The 15,760-nt window shown below is 67.4% G+C and carries 15 protein-coding genes; 1 reads left to right on the top strand and 14 read right to left on the bottom strand.

Features of this window, described 5'->3' with window-relative positions:
• Positions 1-68: 68 nt before the first annotated feature.
• From whiA to rpe, 10 genes are all read right to left on the bottom strand, one after another.
• On the bottom strand, positions 69-1,052 hold the full coding sequence (whiA, locus tag J1M81_RS02255) for a DNA-binding protein WhiA (RefSeq protein WP_027497005.1): 984 nt from the start codon (positions 1,050-1,052) through the stop codon (positions 69-71).
• Entirely contained in the window at positions 1,043-2,071 is a 1,029-nt protein-coding gene (yvcK, locus tag J1M81_RS02250) for a uridine diphosphate-N-acetylglucosamine-binding protein YvcK (protein WP_206497524.1), read from the bottom strand. Before yvcK ends, whiA begins: the two co-directional genes overlap by 10 nt.
• The gene (gene rapZ, locus J1M81_RS02245; RefSeq protein WP_027497003.1) at positions 2,068-2,934 is read right to left on the bottom strand and encodes an RNase adapter RapZ; all 867 of its coding nucleotides are present in this window, start codon (positions 2,932-2,934) and stop codon (positions 2,068-2,070) included. The genes yvcK and rapZ overlap by 4 nt, the downstream gene beginning before the upstream one ends.
• An 86-nt stretch (positions 2,935-3,020) precedes the next feature.
• Positions 3,021-5,114 (bottom strand): excinuclease ABC subunit UvrC, encoded by a 2,094-nt coding sequence (gene uvrC, locus J1M81_RS02240; RefSeq protein ID WP_206497523.1) that lies wholly within the window; start codon positions 5,112-5,114, stop codon positions 3,021-3,023.
• Between the two features lie 80 nt (positions 5,115-5,194).
• Positions 5,195-5,668, bottom strand: a complete 474-nt coding sequence (locus tag J1M81_RS02235) for a PH domain-containing protein (protein WP_027497001.1) — start codon at positions 5,666-5,668, stop codon at positions 5,195-5,197.
• Positions 5,665-6,162 (bottom strand): 6,7-dimethyl-8-ribityllumazine synthase, encoded by a 498-nt coding sequence (ribH, locus tag J1M81_RS02230; RefSeq protein WP_027497000.1) that lies wholly within the window; start codon positions 6,160-6,162, stop codon positions 5,665-5,667. Before ribH ends, J1M81_RS02235 begins: the two co-directional genes overlap by 4 nt.
• Complete coding sequence (locus tag J1M81_RS02225; protein ID WP_255182425.1) at positions 6,159-7,490, bottom strand: bifunctional 3,4-dihydroxy-2-butanone-4-phosphate synthase/GTP cyclohydrolase II; 1,332 nt, start codon at positions 7,488-7,490, stop codon at positions 6,159-6,161. The genes ribH and J1M81_RS02225 overlap by 4 nt, the downstream gene beginning before the upstream one ends.
• A gap of 87 nt (positions 7,491-7,577) precedes the next feature.
• Positions 7,578-8,189 (bottom strand): riboflavin synthase, encoded by a 612-nt coding sequence (locus J1M81_RS02220; protein WP_027496999.1) that lies wholly within the window; start codon positions 8,187-8,189, stop codon positions 7,578-7,580.
• Positions 8,190-9,182, bottom strand: a complete 993-nt coding sequence (gene ribD / locus J1M81_RS02215) for a bifunctional diaminohydroxyphosphoribosylaminopyrimidine deaminase/5-amino-6-(5-phosphoribosylamino)uracil reductase RibD (protein WP_045841913.1) — start codon at positions 9,180-9,182, stop codon at positions 8,190-8,192.
• A 38-nt stretch (positions 9,183-9,220) separates the two neighbouring features.
• Positions 9,221-9,895 (bottom strand): ribulose-phosphate 3-epimerase, encoded by a 675-nt coding sequence (rpe, locus tag J1M81_RS02210; RefSeq protein ID WP_032365752.1) that lies wholly within the window; start codon positions 9,893-9,895, stop codon positions 9,221-9,223.
• Between the two features lie 36 nt (positions 9,896-9,931).
• Between rpe and J1M81_RS02205 the strand changes: the two genes are divergently transcribed.
• Positions 9,932-10,321 carry an MmcQ/YjbR family DNA-binding protein gene (locus J1M81_RS02205; RefSeq protein ID WP_032372467.1) on the top strand — a complete coding sequence of 130 codons (390 nt, stop codon included), beginning with the start codon at positions 9,932-9,934 and terminating at the stop codon, positions 10,319-10,321.
• Here J1M81_RS02205 and J1M81_RS02200 read toward each other — a convergent pair whose 3' ends face one another.
• The 4 genes from J1M81_RS02200 to J1M81_RS02185 all read right to left on the bottom strand — a co-directional run bounded on the left by J1M81_RS02200 (position 10,322) and on the right by J1M81_RS02185 (position 15,699).
• Positions 10,322-11,791 carry an RsmB/NOP family class I SAM-dependent RNA methyltransferase gene (locus tag J1M81_RS02200; RefSeq protein WP_032372468.1) on the bottom strand — a complete coding sequence of 490 codons (1,470 nt, stop codon included), beginning with the start codon at positions 11,789-11,791 and terminating at the stop codon, positions 10,322-10,324.
• Positions 11,788-12,711 (bottom strand): methionyl-tRNA formyltransferase, encoded by a 924-nt coding sequence (fmt, locus tag J1M81_RS02195; protein WP_032372469.1) that lies wholly within the window; start codon positions 12,709-12,711, stop codon positions 11,788-11,790. The genes J1M81_RS02200 and fmt overlap by 4 nt, the downstream gene beginning before the upstream one ends.
• Positions 12,712-12,798: 87 nt before the next feature.
• Positions 12,799-13,218, bottom strand: a complete 420-nt coding sequence (locus J1M81_RS26980; protein WP_032372470.1) for a PadR family transcriptional regulator — start codon at positions 13,216-13,218, stop codon at positions 12,799-12,801.
• Positions 13,219-13,731: 513 nt separating this feature from the next.
• Positions 13,732-15,699, bottom strand: a complete 1,968-nt coding sequence (locus tag J1M81_RS02185; RefSeq protein ID WP_196249498.1) for a primosomal protein N' — start codon at positions 15,697-15,699, stop codon at positions 13,732-13,734.
• Positions 15,700-15,760 lie beyond the last annotated feature (61 nt).

The raw sequence follows: 15,760 nt of genomic DNA, 5'->3' as shown, positions 1-15,760 counted from the left end.
GTGCCACACGCGGTTCCTACCCTAGTGTGCGCTTCGGCGGAGCGCGCGCATCACTCGATCGAGGCGCTCTACGCCTCGTCGAGCAGCTCTGCGGTGACCGCCGACTCGGTGTCGGGTATCCCGGTCTCCTTCGCTTTCCGATCGGCCATGGACAGCAGACGCCGGATCCGACCGGCCACCGCATCCTTGGTCATCGGCGGATCGGCCAACTGACCGAGTTCCTCCAGTGAGGCCTGGCGATGCTGAACCCGAAGCGATCCTGCCGCAGCGAGATGATCGGGTACGTCGTCGCCGAGAATGTGCAGAGCCCGCTCGACGCGAGCGGCGGCCGCAACCGCGGCCCGAGCGGACCGGCGCAGGTTGGCGTCGTCGAAGTTGGCCAGACGGTTGGCGGTGGCCCGCACCTCGCGGCGCATCCGGCGCTCCTCCCACACCAACCGGGTGTCCTGAGCGCCCATGCGTGTGAGCAACGCTCCGATTGCTTCGCCGTCTCGTACGACGACTCGATCGGTGCCGCGCACCTCACGTGCCTTGGCTGCCACGCCGAGGCGCCGAGCGGCACCGACGAGGGCGAGCGCCGCTTCGGGCCCGGGGCAGCTGATCTCGAGCGCGGACGACCGGCCCGGCTCGGTGAGCGAGCCGTGGGCGAGAAACGCGCCGCGCCACGCGGCCTCGGAGTCGCCGACGGTGCCGCCCACGACCTGAGCGGGCAGGCCACGCACGGGACGCCCACGGAGGTCGAGCAGTCCGGTCTGGCGGGCCAGAGCCTCACCGTCCTTGGCCACGCGCACCACGTACCGAGACGTCTTGCGCAGGCCTCCGGCACTGAGCATGTGGACATCCGAGGAGTAGCCGTACAGCTCGAAGATCTCGCGTCGCAGCCGCCGTGCGATGGAGCCGAGATCCACCTCGGCCTCCACCACCACTCGACCCGCGACGATGTGCAACCCGCCGGCGAAACGCAGCAGGGCGGACACCTCGGCCTTACGGCAGCTGACCTGACTGACGGTGAGCCTGCTCAGCTCGTCCTTGACCTCCGCTGTCATGGCCACGAAGTGATCCCCTCTCTGCGCGCCGCTGTCGGTGCCGAGCCGTCGGTGGACGACACGATGGCTCCGAGAGCAGCAGCCAGGTTTCCGTAATGATGTGCGTGAGTGCCGGTTTCGGCAACGTCGACGTAGACGACCCCAGCGCCGAGCCGGGCAGCGGCGCGCGCCACGTGCTCGCGGTTGCTGCCCTCCGGGACCGAGGCGGAATCGACCAACACGTGGTCGATTCCCAAATCAGGTGCGTGTTGGGAGAGTACGTGGACATGGCGCTCGGCGGAGAATCCGGTGGTCTCCCCCAGCTCCGGTGCCAGGTTGAGTACGAGCACCTTGGGCGCGCTTGTGTGCGCCAGTGCAGCGAGCTGATCCGGCACCAGAACGTGGGGAATGACACTCGAGAACCACGATCCGGGACCGAGCACGACCAGGTCCGCCGCCGCGATGGCGGCCAGCGCCTCCGGCGACGCAGGCGGGTCCGGTGGCAACAGCCGCACGCGCCGGACCTTGCCGGGCGTCGTGGCGACGGCGACCTGACCGCGAATGACGCGACTCACGCGTGGGTCGTCCTCGAGGCCGGATACATCGGCTTCGATGTCGAGCGCAATCGGTGACATCGGCAGCACTCGTCCGTCGATACCGAGCATGTGCACCATCTCGTCGAGGGCAGCTATCGGGTCGCCGAGTACTTCGGTGAGCCCGGCGAGAACCAGATTTCCCACCGAGTGGCCGGCCAAGGCACCGGTGCCCCCGAATCGGTGCTGAATGACGTCGGTCCACAGCTGGGTTCTGGCATCCGAGCGGGCCAGGGCAGCCAGCGCCATCCGGAGATCTCCGGGCGGGATGACGCCGAGTTCTGCCCGCAGACGACCCGAGGACCCGCCGTCGTCGGCGACCGTCACGACCGCAGTGACATCGCTGCTGAGCAGCCGAGCTGCCGACAGCGTCGCGTACAAACCATGGCCGCCGCCCAGAGCGACGATCTTGGGACCCGAACCCGATACCGGACGGTGCGGAGTATCGCTCATTCGCGGCCCAGATCACGGTGCAGGACGCGGACCGATACGTCCCCCTGTTCGGCGAGAATACCGGCCAGGGCCTCCGTCATCGCGACGCTTCGGTGTTTTCCTCCGGTGCAGCCCACGGCCACCGTCATGTATCGCTTGCCTTCCCGCACGTATCCCTCGATGGTCAGATTCAACAGGTGCGTGTACGTCTGCAGGTAGTCGTGCGCCCCGTTCTGTCCGAGGACGTAGTCGCGCACATCCGCGTCCTGACCGGTGTGTTCGCGCAGTTCGGGCACCCAGTGCGGATTGGGCAGAAAACGCACGTCGCAGACCAGGTCGGCATCCATCGGTAAGCCGTACTTGAAGCCGAAGGATTGGACCGTCACGCCGACGCCGACAGTGTCAGCGGCCCCGAAGACCGTTTCGATCTTGCGCCGAAGCTGGTGCACCGACAACGAGGTCGTGTCGACGGTCAGGTCGGCGGCCGCCTTGACCTGCGCGAGCCGTAGTCGCTCGGCCGTGATCCCCTCGGTCAGAGTTCCGTCCTGGCCGTCGTTCTGCAACGGGTGACTGCGCCGATTCGATTCGAACCGCTGGACCAGCACGGCGTCGGACGCATCCAGGAACAGCACGCGATTGCGCACACCCTTGGAGTCGAGTTCCTTGACCACCCAGCCCAGATCGCCGGTGAACAGGCGGCTGCGCACGTCCATCACCAAGGCGAGACGCTCGATACGGGGCTGCGACTCCAGCCCGAGATCGACCATCTTGGAAATGAGCTCGGGCGGCAGGTTGTCGGCCACGTACCAACCCAGATCTTCGAGAATCTTGGCGGCCGTGCGCAACCCGGCGCCGGACACGCCCGTGACCAACGCCACTTCGATGCCGTCGTGCGGCGAGTCGGCCCGCTCGTCGGGGTTTCCGGGGTGCGGCTCGGACGGTGGGTGTGCCTGTGTCTGGTGTTCGCTCACTACGAAGCCTGTCCCGCCGATTCCACACGCGGTTCGATCGCATGGTCGGCCGTGTTCTCGCCCGGTGTCGTTGCCGTTGCGCTGCCATCATCGCCTACATCGGCCCCGCTCGGGTCGGAACCCAATGCGGCCAGCACCGACCTGGCGGTGGTCGCGCCGATTCCGGGGACCTCGACGATCTCTTCGACCGTTGCCTTCTTGAGATTGGCCACCGATCCGAAATGCGCCACGAGCGCGGTTCTCCTCGACTCGCCGAGCCCGCGCACCGAGTCGAGGGCCGACGCAGTCATACGGCGTGATCGCTTGCTTCGATGGAAGGTGATGGCAAATCGGTGCGCCTCGTCGCGCACTCGCTGCAGGAGATACAGAGATTCACTCGTGCGCGGCAGGATCACCGGATCCTCCTCCCCCGGTACCCACACTTCTTCCAGTCGTTTGGCGAGCCCGACGACGGCGACGTCGGTGACACCGAGTTCGTCCAGCACTGCTGCGGCCGCTGCGACCTGTGGTGCACCGCCGTCGACGACGAACAGGTTGGGCGGATAAGCGAACCTGCGTGGCCTCCCGGTTTGGGGATCGAGCGCGGCTTCGGGAGCCAGATCGCCGCCGCTGCCGACAGCGTTGGCTCCGTCTGCAGAATGACGGAGGAAACGACGCCGGGTCACCTCGGCGATGCTGGCGACGTCGTCGGAATGCCCGTCGCCTGCCGCTTCCTTGATCGCGTAGTGGCGGTAGTCGCTCTTGCGCGGCAATCCGTCCTCGAACACGACCAGTGACGCGACCACATCGGTGCCCTGTACGTGCGAGATATCGATGCATTCGATTCTCAGCGGCGCCGAATCGAGGTCGAGCGCCTCCTGAATACCTTGCAGCGCAGCAGATCTCGATGTCAAATCACCCGCACGCTTCAGCTTGTGCTGCTGCAGAGCCTCTTTGGCGTTGCGTTCGACGGTCTCGGCCAGTGCCTTCTTGTCGCCGCGCTGCGGAACCCGCAACGTGACGTTGGATCCACGCAACTCGCTGAGCCACACCTGCACTTCGTCGGCGTTGTCCGGTAGCACCGGCACCAGAACCTCGCGAGGAACGGCGTTGGACCCGCCGTCGTCGGTGCCCGGGGTCTGCGCGGACAACGCCGCCTGTTCGCCGTAGAACTGGGTGAGAAACTGTTCGACGAGGGCGGGGAGGTCGGCCTCGTCCTGCCGTTCGATCACCTCACCCGCCTTCTCGACCACCCACCCGCGCTGTCCCCGTACGCGGCCACCGCGGACGTGGAAGACCTGAACGGCGGCTTCGAGGGCGTCGGTGGCGAATGCGACCAGATCTGCGTCGGTACCGTCACCGAGCACCACGGCCTGCTTCTCCAACGCCCGACGCAGCGCGCCCACGTCGTCACGTAACCGTGCCGCGGTCTCGAAGTCGAGATCCTCCGAGGCCGCCTGCATCTTCTTCTCGAGCTGTCGCACGAGTTTGTCGGTCTTGCCGGCCAGGAAGTCGCAGAAGTCCTCGACGGTACTGCGGTGTTCTTCGGCACTGACGCGTCCCACGCACGGCGCCGAGCACTTGTCGATGTACCCGAGCAGGCAGGGGCGCCCGATCTGGTTGTGCCGCTTGAAGACTCCGGTCGAGCACGTTCGTGCCGGGAACACGCGCAGCAGCAGGTCGAGCGTCTCGCGAATGGCCCACGCATGAGCGTAGGGACCGAAGTAGCGCACGCCCTTACGGCGGGGTCCGCGGTACACGAACAGGCGTGGGAATTCCTCGTTCATCGTCACCGCGAGCATCGGGTAGCTCTTGTCGTCGCGGTAGCGGACATTGAACCGTGGATCGAATTCCTTGATCCAGTTGTACTCGAGCTGCAGTGCCTCGACTTCGGTGGTGACCACCGTCCACTCCACGGACGCCGCGGTGGTGACCATCTGCCGGGTCCTCGGATGCAGCGAGGCCACGTCGGCGAAGTAGGAATTGAGGCGACTGCGCAGGCTCTTGGCCTTGCCTACGTAGACGACGCGACCGTGCGGATCGCGGAATTTGTACACGCCCGGTTCCACCGGGATGGTTCCGGTGGCCGGACGATAGGTAGCGGGGTCGGACACGCCTTCCACGTTAGCGGTCGGGTCCGACGTTCTCCGCATCTCCAGCTCAGCAGCGGTGCACGAGAGCGTGCGGCAGAGAGTCAGTCCTGATCGACGCGAGCGGGCGCGTACTCGCGCTCGAGCGCACGGAACTTTCGAACGGCCGCGACGGCGTGCTCACGATCGTTGGACTGGATGGCCATCACATTGATGAACTCGTCATCGGGGATGTCGACCCTGGCCCACATCGCCCCGTCGGGAAATGACAGGCCGCGCACGAGGTCCCACTCGATCATCCGCTCCGAGAACACGTTTCGGACCGCCACACCTGCCGGACCGACGCGAATGCGCGGGCGGGTGAGCAGCAGAGCCAGGCCCGCCAGCAACACGCCTATTCCCGCCATCGCCAGCTGATCGGCGGTCCTGAAGTAGACCCCGGTCGGCGACACCCGAAGCAGCACCGCGACAGTCGAGTGAGCGACGACGAGCAACACCGCGGCAGCGATCGCGTACCGGGCCGACTTACGGGACTTCACTTCCATGTCCCATTCGGACGGAGATTCGTCGCGCGTCATTGGAAGTCCTGATTCGTCCACGGCTGCCGGAGGTGCTTGAGGGTCAGGGCCGTGTCGATGGCGGCCGCGGTGGCCTGCCCACCCTTGTCCTCGAACGAGTCGGGCAGACCGGCGCGATCGAGCGCCTGCTGCTCGTCGTTGGTGGTCAGCACCCCGTTGGTGACCGGAGTGCCCTCGTCGAGCGATACCCGTGTCAGGCCTGCTGTGACGGCATCGCAGACGTACTCGAAGTGCGGTGTGCCGCCGCGGATGACCACGCCGAGAGCGACGACGGCATCGTGGGTGCGAGCCAGGGCCTGGGCGACTACGGGTAGTTCGATGGCTCCGGCGACGCGAATGACCGTGACGTCGCGTACCCCGGCGGACTCGGCTTTGCGGAGCGCACCGGCGAGCAGCGCCTCGGAGACCGTCCGATGCCACTGACCGGCCACGACAGCCAACTTCAGATCACTCGCGCCTGCGAGCTGCAGGGTGGGTTCGCCGTCGCCGCTCATGGGTTGACCCCGTTCTCGCGGACAGGAGTGGAGCCTGCGGAATGACCGTTGTCACCAGGAGTGGAGCCTGCGGGGTGTGCGGGGTCATTTTGCTCGAAGTCGTCCAGGCCGACCAGGTCGTGGCCCATGCGGTCGCGTTTGGTGCGCAGGTAGGTCAGGTTCTCGGCGTTGGCGCGCAACGGCATCGGCACCCGCTCGGTGACGTGCAGGCCGTAGCCGTCGAGCCCGACTCGTTTGGCCGGATTGTTGGTGAGCAGGCGCATGGACGAGACCCCGAGGTCGACGAGGATCTGGGCACCGATTCCGTAGTCGCGGGAGTCTGCGGGCAGACCGAGCTGCAGATTGGCGTCGACGGTGTCCGAGCCTGCGTCCTGGAGTTGGTAGGCCTGGAGTTTGTGCAGCAGGCCGATTCCGCGTCCTTCGTGTCCTCGCATGTACAGCACGATTCCGCGATCCTCGGCCGCCACCATTTCGAGGGCGGCGTCGAGCTGAGGGCCGCAGTCGCAGCGCAACGATCCGAAGACGTCGCCGGTGAGGCATTCGGAGTGCACCCGGACCAGCACGTCGCTGCCGTCGGCGTCGGGGCCGGAGATGTCGCCGCGCACCAGCGCGACGTGCTCGACCTCGTCGTAGATGCTCTGGTAACCGACGGCCCGGAAGGTGCCGTGGCTGGTGGGGATTCGCGCGTCGGCGACGCGGACGACGTGCTTCTCGTGCTTACGACGCCACGCGATCAGGTCGGCGATCGAGATCAGTGCGAGGTCGTGTTCGTCGGCGAACACCCGCAGCTCGTCGGTCTGCGCCATCGCTCCCTCGTCCTTCTGGCTGACGATCTCGCAGATGACTCCGGCGGGGCGGAGGTCGGCCATGCGGGCGAGGTCCACGGCCGCCTCGGTGTGGCCGGGGCGGCGCAGTACGCCGCCTTCCTTGGCGCGCAACGGGACGACATGGCCGGGGCGGGTGAAGTCGTTCGCTCCGGTGTCGGGGTCCGCGAGCAGGCGCATCGTGGCTGCTCGGTCGGAGGCGGAGATACCGGTTCCGATACCTTCTCGCGCGTCGACGGTGACGGTGTACGCCGTTCCGTGTTTGTCCTGGTTGGTGGCGAACATCGGCGGCAGGCCGAGTCGGTCGCAATCCTCACCGGACAACGGGACACAGAGGTAGCCCGAGGTATAGCGGACCATGAAGGCAACCAGTTCCGGGGTGGCCTTCTCGGCGGCGAAGATGAGGTCGCCTTCGTTCTCGCGGTCCTCGTCGTCGACGACCACCACTGCTTTGCCCGCAGCGATGTCCGCAACTGCGCGCTCGATACTGTCGAACCTGGTCACGAAAGTGCGCTCCATAGGTCTCGGGCCTGGCTCAGCGCCCTGGAAATGTCTCCGATGCACCGTTACCTGCGTGCACTTCAACAGTACTTACTGTGCGTCGATCGCCTGCAGCCGCTCCACGTACTTGGCGATGACGTCGACTTCGAGGTTGACCGGTGAACCCACCTCGGCCGTGCCGAGTGTGGTCAGGTCGAGGGTGGTGGGGATCAGCGAGATCTCGAACCAGTGCCCGCCGTCGTCGACTCCGAGCCCGGACACGGTGAGCGAGACACCGTCGACCGTGATGGATCCTTTCTCGACGACGTAGCGCGCTACCGACGTGGGCATGGTGATGCGCACGACGGTCCAGTTCTCGGACGGGCTGCGTCCGGCTACCGTGCCGGTTCCGTCGACGTGTCCTTGGACGAGGTGCCCGCCGAGCCTGCTACCGAGTGCCGCTGCGCGTTCGAGGTTGACGCGACTGCCGACATCCAGAGCGCCGAGGCTCGATCGGTTCAACGTCTCCTGCATGACGTCGGCGGTGAATCCGCCGTCGGGAAGTACTTCGACGACGGTCAGACACACTCCGTTCACCGCGATGGAATCCCCGTGGCCGGCATCGGAGGTCACCACCGGGCCCCGGACGGTGAAGCGAGCGGCGTCGGGCAGTTCGTCCTTGGCCACGATCTCGCCCAGCTCTTCGACGATTCCGGTGAACATCTACTTCGCTCCTTCGGGCACGACACTCAGAAGAACGTCGTTGCCGATCATGGTGACTGTCTCCGTGCGGAACCGAATTGCGTCGGCAATTGTTCCGATCCCCGCATTCTCCACCGCAGCCGGGCCGGTCCCCAACACCGCAGGTGCGATGTAGGCGACAACGCGGTCCACGAGACCGGCGGCGAGGAACGCGCCTGCCAGAGTCGGACCACCTTCTATCTGAATGTCGGTGTACTCGCTCAGCGCGTCGATCACCGCAGCCGGGTCGTGTGTGTCCAGAAACACCGTCGGTGCCTCCGGACCGCGGATCGCGGCGGTCGCCGGTGCGGGCCTCGATCCGACGACGACTCGAACCGGCTGATGCGATGCCAGGGTGCCGTCGGGGCGACGAGCAGTCAGCCGTGGATCGTCGGCCAGTACGGTTCCGGTTCCGACGACGATGGCGTCGAGCTTGGCCCGTTCGGCGTGCACGTGCGCCCGCGCCTCGGGTCCGGTGATCCACTGGCTCGTTCCGTCGGCGGCGGCGCTGCGTCCGTCGAGCGTCGCGGCGTATTTCCAAGTGACGTGCGGCCGTCCGGTGCGTTGTTTGTGCAGCCAGGCCCGCAGTGGCCCCTGCTGTACCTCGCGCGTCCCCACGCCCTGTTCGACGCGAATCCCGGCGTTCCGCAGTGTGTCTGCCCCGCCGGACGCGAGCGGGTTCGGATCCGCTATCGCGAACACGACCGACGCGACCCCGGCTGCGACGAGAGCCTGCGAGCACGGTCCGGTGCGGCCCGTGTGGTTGCACGGCTCGAGTGTCACCACCGCGGTGCCGCCGCGCGCACGGTCGCCGGCCTCGGTGAGTGCGACGATCTCGGCGTGGGGGCCGCCGGGTGGACGGGTGGAGCCGGAGCCCACCACGATGCCGCGGGCGTCGAGGATCACGGCACCGACCGCGGGGTTGGGGCTGCTGATGCCCCGAGCGGCCTCGGACGCGTCGACGGCCAGAGCCATCGCCTCGACGACCGACACGGCCGAGCCCGGGGCATCGGTCACGACAGGTGGTGCGATGCGCGGGCGGCCCGGCCGCGGAGATCACGCACTGCGGCGGCGGGATCGGCGGTGTTGTACACGGCCGAACCGGCCACGAAGCAATCGATGCCGGCCTCGGCGGCCTGCTCGATGGTGTCGGAGTTTATGCCGCCGTCGATCTCGACCACCAAGCGTAGATCTCCGGAATCGACAAGTGCCCGAACAGCTTTGGCTTTGGACAGTACTTCGGGCATGAACGACTGCCCTCCGAAACCGGGCTCCACACTCATCACCAGCAGAGTGTCGAAGTCGCGCAGAATCTCGAGGTAGGGCTCGATCGGGGTACCCGGCTTCACCGACAGGCCGGCTTTCGCACCGGCGGCCCTGATGTCGCGCGCCACGGCGCTGGGGTCATCCGTTGCTTCGGCGTGGAACGTGACGTTGTATGCCCCGGCCTCGGCATACGGCGGGGCCCAGCGCGCCGGATCCTCGATCATCAAGTGGCAATCGAGGGGAATGCTCGTTGCTTTGAGCAGACTCTCGACCACCGGTAGCCCGAGGGTGAGGTTGGGGACGAAGTGTGCGTCCATGACGTCGACGTGGAGCCAATCGGCCCCCGCGACGGCATCGGCTTCGGCGGCGAGGCGCGCGAAATCGGCGGACAGAATCGAGGGAGCGATCATCGGGGAAACCACGACTGGTGAGCCTAGTCGAGCCGGTATCGTGCCGACATGGCCACCATGGACTCCGCGAGCGCCGTCCTTGCCGAATTGCCCGAAGTCACCGAAAGCGTTCGGTACGGGAATCCCGCCTGGGGCATCGGCAAGCACGTGTTCGCGTGGGTACGACCGTTCAGCAAGGCCGACCTGAAACGATTCGGCGACGAGACCCCGCCCGCCGGACCGATCCTGGCCGTCAGGACTGCCGACCTGCACGAGAAGGAAGCCATCCTCGCCGCACATCCGCGCTCGTGCTTCACGATCCCGCACTTCGACGGGTTCTCTGCCGTTCTGATCGACGTCGACAACGCCGAGGACGACGAACTGCGCGAACTCCTCGTCGACGGGTGGCTGGTGTACGCACCCGCAGACGTGGCCGAGGCGTTCCTGGCCGGAGGGTGATCAGACCGGCTTGCGCAGCGCCGCCATGAACATCGCGTCGGTACCGTGCCGATGCGGCCACAGTTGCACCGACGGGCCGTCACCCAGTTGCGGTACTCCCGGCACGAGCGCGCGGGTGTCGAGCTGTTCGACGCCGTACCGGCGTACGGCGTCTGCAACGACGGCCGCTGTTTCGGACAGATGCGGCGAGCACGTCGAGTACAGCACCACCCCGCCGGGCCGGACCAGATCGATCGCTGCCGCCAGCAATTCCTTCTGCAGGGTGACCAATGCCGCCACGTCGGACGGTTGGCGACGCCACCGCGCTTCGGGGCGACGACGCAGCGCTCCGAGACCGGTGCACGGCGCGTCGACGAGCACGCGGTCGTAACCCGCGTCGAGTCCGGACTCGCGGCCATCGACGGTGTGCACCGTCACCGGTAGGTCCTTGGTGGTCTTGGACACGAGGTCGGCGCGGTGCGGGGTCGGTTCGACGGCGTCGACCCGTGCGCCGTCGATCTCCGCCAGGGCACCGAGCAGGGCGGCCTTGCCGCCCGGACCGGCGCACAGGTCCAACCATCTGCCACCGTCGTCGCCGAGCAACGGTGCCAACGTCAGCGCGCGGCCGACGAGCTGACTGCCCTCGTCCTGGACTCCGGCCAGTCCGTCCCGGACGGCATCGAGCTTGCCGGGGTCGCCGCCGTCGAGGTGCACCGCGTACGGCGAATAGGGACCTTCCTCTCCCCCGGTGATCAGCGCCAGTTCTTCGGCGGAAATCTCTCCCGGTCGCGCGACGAGGTGGACCGAGGGACGCGCGTCGTCCGCCTCGAGCACCGCGGCGAGTTCCCCGGCATCGGCTCCGAGCGCATCGGCGAAGGCCTGCGCAATCCACTTGGGATGGGCGTATTCGAATGCCAGGTGACCGACCGGATCCGCCGTCGTCGCCGGTGCCAGCTCGTCGACCCACTGCGCTGCGGTTCGCTCGGACACTCGTCGCAGCACGGCGTTGACGAAACCTGCCTTGCCGGAACCGAATTCGGAGCGGGCGAGATCTACCGACGTGGCGACGGCTGCGTGCGGGGCAACCCGGGTGCGCAGCAGCTGATAGGCCCCGAGCCGAAGGATGTCGAGCAGTGGTCCGTCGATCTCTGCGGCAGGCCGCCCGGCCGCGTGTGCGATCACGGCGTCGAGCACACCCCGAGCGCGTGATGCGCCGTAGGCGAGTTCGGTGGCCAGCGCGGCATCGCGAGAATCCAACTTGCGCTCGCGGAGCAACCCGGGCAGCACCAGGTTCGCGTACGCATCGCGCTCCCGCACCGCTTTGAGCACGTCTCTGGCCGCACGCCGTGCCGGATCGATCGCGTCGACCGCACGGGGTCCGGTGCCCTGCGGCGGCCGGTTCCCTTTGGGCCCACGTGCCCCCGGTGACTTCTTGACGTACTTGCGGGGCTGGCTCGACTCGCGCTTACGAGGCCTGTCGGGCTCTGTCATCGTGCCACCGCCGTATCGTCCAGCCGAGCGCCGCGCGCCCAGTCGAGTGCCCTCATGACCTTCTTGCCCTGAGGTTGAATATCGCCGAGAACGACTGCGCCGGTTCCGGTTCCGATGTGTACACCGGTCTTGCGTACGTCGATCGTTCCCGGCTCCAACGTGTCCGGCGACAGCTGAACAGGAGCGATCTTGACGCGGAGATCCCCGATGGTCGTCCACGCGCCCGGGGCCGGTGTGACGGATCTGATGTGTCGGTCGACGAATGCCGCGGATCTCGTCCAGTCGATGCGCGCGGCATCGACTGTCACTTTGCTCGCGTAGGACACACCGTCCTCGGATTGCGGTAGCGCTGCCGCCGTTCCGTCCTCGATCGCGTCCAACGTCGCGGCGAGCAAGTGGGCTCCGCTCGACGCCAGACGCCCGAGCAGATCACCCGTGGTGTCGGAATCCCGAATCCGTTCGGTGGTGACACCGAGTACCGGACCGGTGTCCATCCCGACGTCGAGAAGGAACGTCGATGCGCCTGTGACGTCGTCGCCCGCGGCGATCGCGGCCTGTACCGGTGCCGCGCCACGCCACGCGGGCAACAGTGAGAAGTGCAGATTGATCCAGCCGTACCGAGGTATGTCGAGTACCTGTTGCGGCAACAACGCGCCGTACGCAACGACCGGGCACACGTCGGGGGCGAGGTCGGTCAGCGCCGCCACAAACTCCGGGTCCGACGGCCTCGCGGGAGTGAGCACCGGGATGCCGTGCTCGTCCGCCAACACTCCGACGGGCGAGCGCACGGTCTTGCGTCCACGGCCGGCTGCGGCATCGGGCCGGGTGACCACGGCGATCACCTCGTGCCGTTCGGACTCCACCAGTCGCGCGAGTGACGGGACCGCAGGTTCCGGTGTTCCGGCGAAGACGACGCGCACTGAAGGCAACTCCCTGGGATGGACGAAACGATGTCGGTTGTCCATCCTAGGGAGTCACGGCAGCGTGCGACGATTCCGCACCGACGATCACGTCGCGTCGGTGCTGTCGGAACTGTCGGAAGCGTCCTCCGCGAGGATGCGATACAGCGATCGGCGTGCCTCGATGAGCACCTCGGCTGCCTGGTCGACCTGACGCACGGTTCCGACTCCGGCCACCTGACCGGCAGCTCCCATCAATTGTCCGATCAGTGCCCGAAGATCACGCGCATCGACGCCGACGGAACCGGCTACGTCGTCCCAAGGACTGCCGAGATCTGCTCGATGGTCGTCGACATGACGCCTGCCCTCGGCCGTCAGTGCTGCCGTCTTCCGGCCGGCCACCTTGTCGATCAGCACCAAGCCCTCGTCTTCGAGCTGCGACAGGGCCGGGTAGATCGATCCCGGGCTCGGCTTCCAGGTTCCGTTGCTCTTCTCGGCGATCTGCTGGATGAGTTCGTAACCGTGCATCGGCCGGTCCTCGAGCAGCAGGAGGATCGCCGCGCGGACATCGCCACGTCGGCCCCGACCGCCTCGGCCCCGACCACGACCGAAGTCGGCATTCGGCCCGAAACCGCCGGCCCCGACACCACCGGGCCACATACCGTCACGCCCCCGCCCGACAGGACCTCCCCGACGTCTGCCGTGTTCTCCGTGACCTCTCCTTCCCCGACCTCTCTCGTGTCGTTCTCCGCCTTCTGGTTCTCCGTCTTCTGCCGGGCCGTGCTCGTCGTCCTGCGCAACCCACATCTGGAACGGCGCGCCACGTCGGCGCGGGTCTCCGTGCCGATTGCCTGCGAGTCCCATCCGGGGACCTCCGCGGCGTCCGAATTCGTGTGCAAAGCCTTCGAATGCGTAGTTCATCTCGTTCTCCTTAGTATCGATTGAACAAGTCGACGATATATCGGCAATAGAACTTTAACAAGGCCCTGAGGTTGCCTCTCTATCTGGACGTAGGGAACGCGACAGGACAGAGAAAGCCCATCACCCGATCCGAATGGGATCGATCTGAATCCGTACGCCCGCGCCGAGCTTCTTGGCGCTTCGGGACGCCTGCGCAGTCGACAGCGCTCGCGCCAGCGCTGCTCCGGTGCTTCGCGGAACCCGGATCAGCAGCCGCTGCACGTCTCCGGACAACCCGTCCTCGCTGCTCCCTGCCGGTGCGCGTTGACCGTCCGGGAGATCGACGGGACCCAGTACCTCCACCGTCTCGGGCAGATCTGCACTGTCGACCAACGCTGTGATCGCGTCGGTGGTCCCGTCGATCGCCGCCACGTGAACGGCCGGTGGAAACCGAACCTCGACTCGTTCGTCCAGCTGACTGCGCGCGTGCCACAGCGGATCCCAGCGCACCAGGGCCTGGACGGTGGGGATCTCGGACTCGGCCACCACGACCACACGTCCCCCAGCCGCCCCGGGCCGAACCATCGACGCAGCCGTCATCCAGCGGCGCAGTGTCTCCTCTGCCGCACGCAGATCCGCCCGGCCCAGCAGCGCCCAACCGTCGAGCAGCAGCGCGGCGCCGTATCCGCCGTCCACGGTCGGCTCGGCACCGACGGTCGACACCACGAGCGAACCACCGGGGCGCACGGTATCGAGGACGGTGGCCCCACCGGAGTTGTGTATCGGCACGCCAGGGAAGGCGCGGCCGAGCTCCTCGGCCGTGCGTCCCGCTCCGATCACCACGGCGCGCAGGTTGCGAGACCCGCAGACCGTACAGCGGTGTGCGGCATCGGCGATTCCGCACCAGGAACACGTCGGGCTGCCCGCGCCGTCGCTGCCCGGAGCCGAGGGCAGGGCGAGCGGACCGTTGCAGCGTCGACACCGAGCCGGATGGCGGCACTTCGCACACGCCAGCGACGGAACATAACCGGCGCGTGGAACCTGAACCAGCACAGGGGTATCCGCTTTCAGCGCCGCACGTGCGGCCTCGAAAGCGATCGCCGGTAGCCGCGCGACCCGGGCTGCCGGATCCCGAGCGAGCGCGTGGTCCGAGTCGGCCAGCGCGACCACGTGAGGTTGCCGTTCACGCACCAGCTCACGTGGGGCGACCAGGTCGTGGGCCCAGCCGGAATCGACGAGAGCCTCGGCCTCGGCCGTCCGGGAATGTCCGCCGACGACGACCGCGGCTCCCGACACGTGCGACCGGAGCAACGCCACCTCACGTGCATGCGGATACGGTGAGCGTGGTTCGGCGAAACTGTCGTCGCCGTCGTCCCAGATCGCGATCAGGCCGAGGTTCGACACGGGCGCGAACACCGCACTGCGTGTCCCTACCACGACAACGGGGCCCGACCTCAGACAGCGCAACCACTGCCGGTACCGCTTGGCCGGTCCCAAACCGGCCGACAGCGCCACCACACGGTCGGCCCCGACTGCCGCGGCGCATGCACCCTCCAGGCGATCGAGATCCCGTTGGTCGGGCACCACGACCACTGCGGACCGTCCGCTCCCCACGGTGACGGCAGCCAATTCGGCCAATCGAGCGGGCCACACCTCGCCGGGTAGGGCCTGCCACACCGCACGCGGAACACGGTGCTCGCCAAGGGCATCGAGGAAATTGGAGCCATGGGTATACGCCGCCCAGCCCGTGCGATCGACGACCGGCTCTGCTGCCTCGTCGACGACCGGAGGGGGCTCTGCCTCGACCCGTGCGTGGCGAGCCGGAACCGCCAGACGCAGCACATCCGCTCGCGTTCCTGCGTAGCGATCGGCCACCGCCGACACCAACTCGGCGATCTCGGGAGTCAGTACGCGCTCGGCGGACACGACCCGGTCCAGCCAGCCGAGACGACCGGGATGGTCGGTCTCGGCCAGCCTGGCGAGTACGAACCCGTCGACGAGCCGGCCGGCAAAACGAACGCGTACCCGCACACCGGGCTGGGCATCGTCGCTGACGTCCTCGGGAACGAGGTAATCGAACTCGCGGTCGAGGTGCGGCAGCGGAAGCATCGGAAGAATGCGCGCGATCGGCAGATCGGTTGCCGCTACCGGCGTCACACCAGCCACCGCA

The sequence above is a fragment of the Rhodococcus sp. KRD175 genome (assembly GCF_017168275.1).
GTDB lineage: Bacteria > Actinomycetota > Actinomycetes > Mycobacteriales > Mycobacteriaceae > Rhodococcoides > Rhodococcoides fascians.
The sequence above is the reverse complement of the archived record's forward strand: the minus strand, read 5'-3'. Positions and strand labels throughout refer to the sequence as shown.